Genomic DNA, 454 nt, shown 5'->3' with positions numbered 1-454 from the left:
AGCTTAAATTAAACGTTGGAACGCGCGTTTTTCTTCTTTGATTTATAGGCTTTCATTGAAATTTTTAAAGCAAGCTGTTTTTGTTTAATTGAAATGAGTTGTCTAGTTACGACCTTATGGTGTAACTCTGTGATAAAGTTTTTTTCCCAAGGCGTAAGGCGGTCAAACCTCAATAAAATAGTGTCATTGAGTACATTGAACAACTCGTATTGGCTTTTATCCATTCGACTGCTAAGCATTCAATTAGAGCACTTAGCTAGAGAAATGACGTTAAGGCTTTCTACTTTCTCATTTTTTCCTAAGGTAATGATTCGATAAGAGATCCCACTCTCTAATAGTGGTCTTATTTCGATGTTGTCACAAAAACTAACGGCGACTTTTTCTACTAAGCGGTCCATATTCAAAGTTTTCTTTTTTACGAAAACAAGAGTGACACTATCGCCCTCTGACTGTG

The 454-nt window shown here is 35.9% G+C and carries 2 protein-coding genes; both read right to left on the bottom strand.

The window, feature by feature from the left end; genetic code table 11:
- Positions 1-8 precede the first annotated feature (8 nt).
- Complete coding sequence (locus tag AB4161_RS23220; protein ID WP_004735670.1) at positions 9-239, bottom strand: hypothetical protein; 231 nt, start codon at positions 237-239, stop codon at positions 9-11.
- On the bottom strand, positions 240-454 hold a 215-nt coding region (gspS2, locus tag AB4161_RS23215), incomplete at its 5' end, for a type II secretion system pilot lipoprotein GspS-beta (RefSeq protein ID WP_372084491.1).

This window comes from Vibrio sp. 10N.286.51.E5, from assembly GCF_041469125.1.
In the GTDB taxonomy this organism is placed as follows: Bacteria; Pseudomonadota; Gammaproteobacteria; order Enterobacterales; family Vibrionaceae; genus Vibrio; species Vibrio crassostreae_C.
This window is presented reverse-complemented; position numbering and strand designations above follow the sequence as displayed.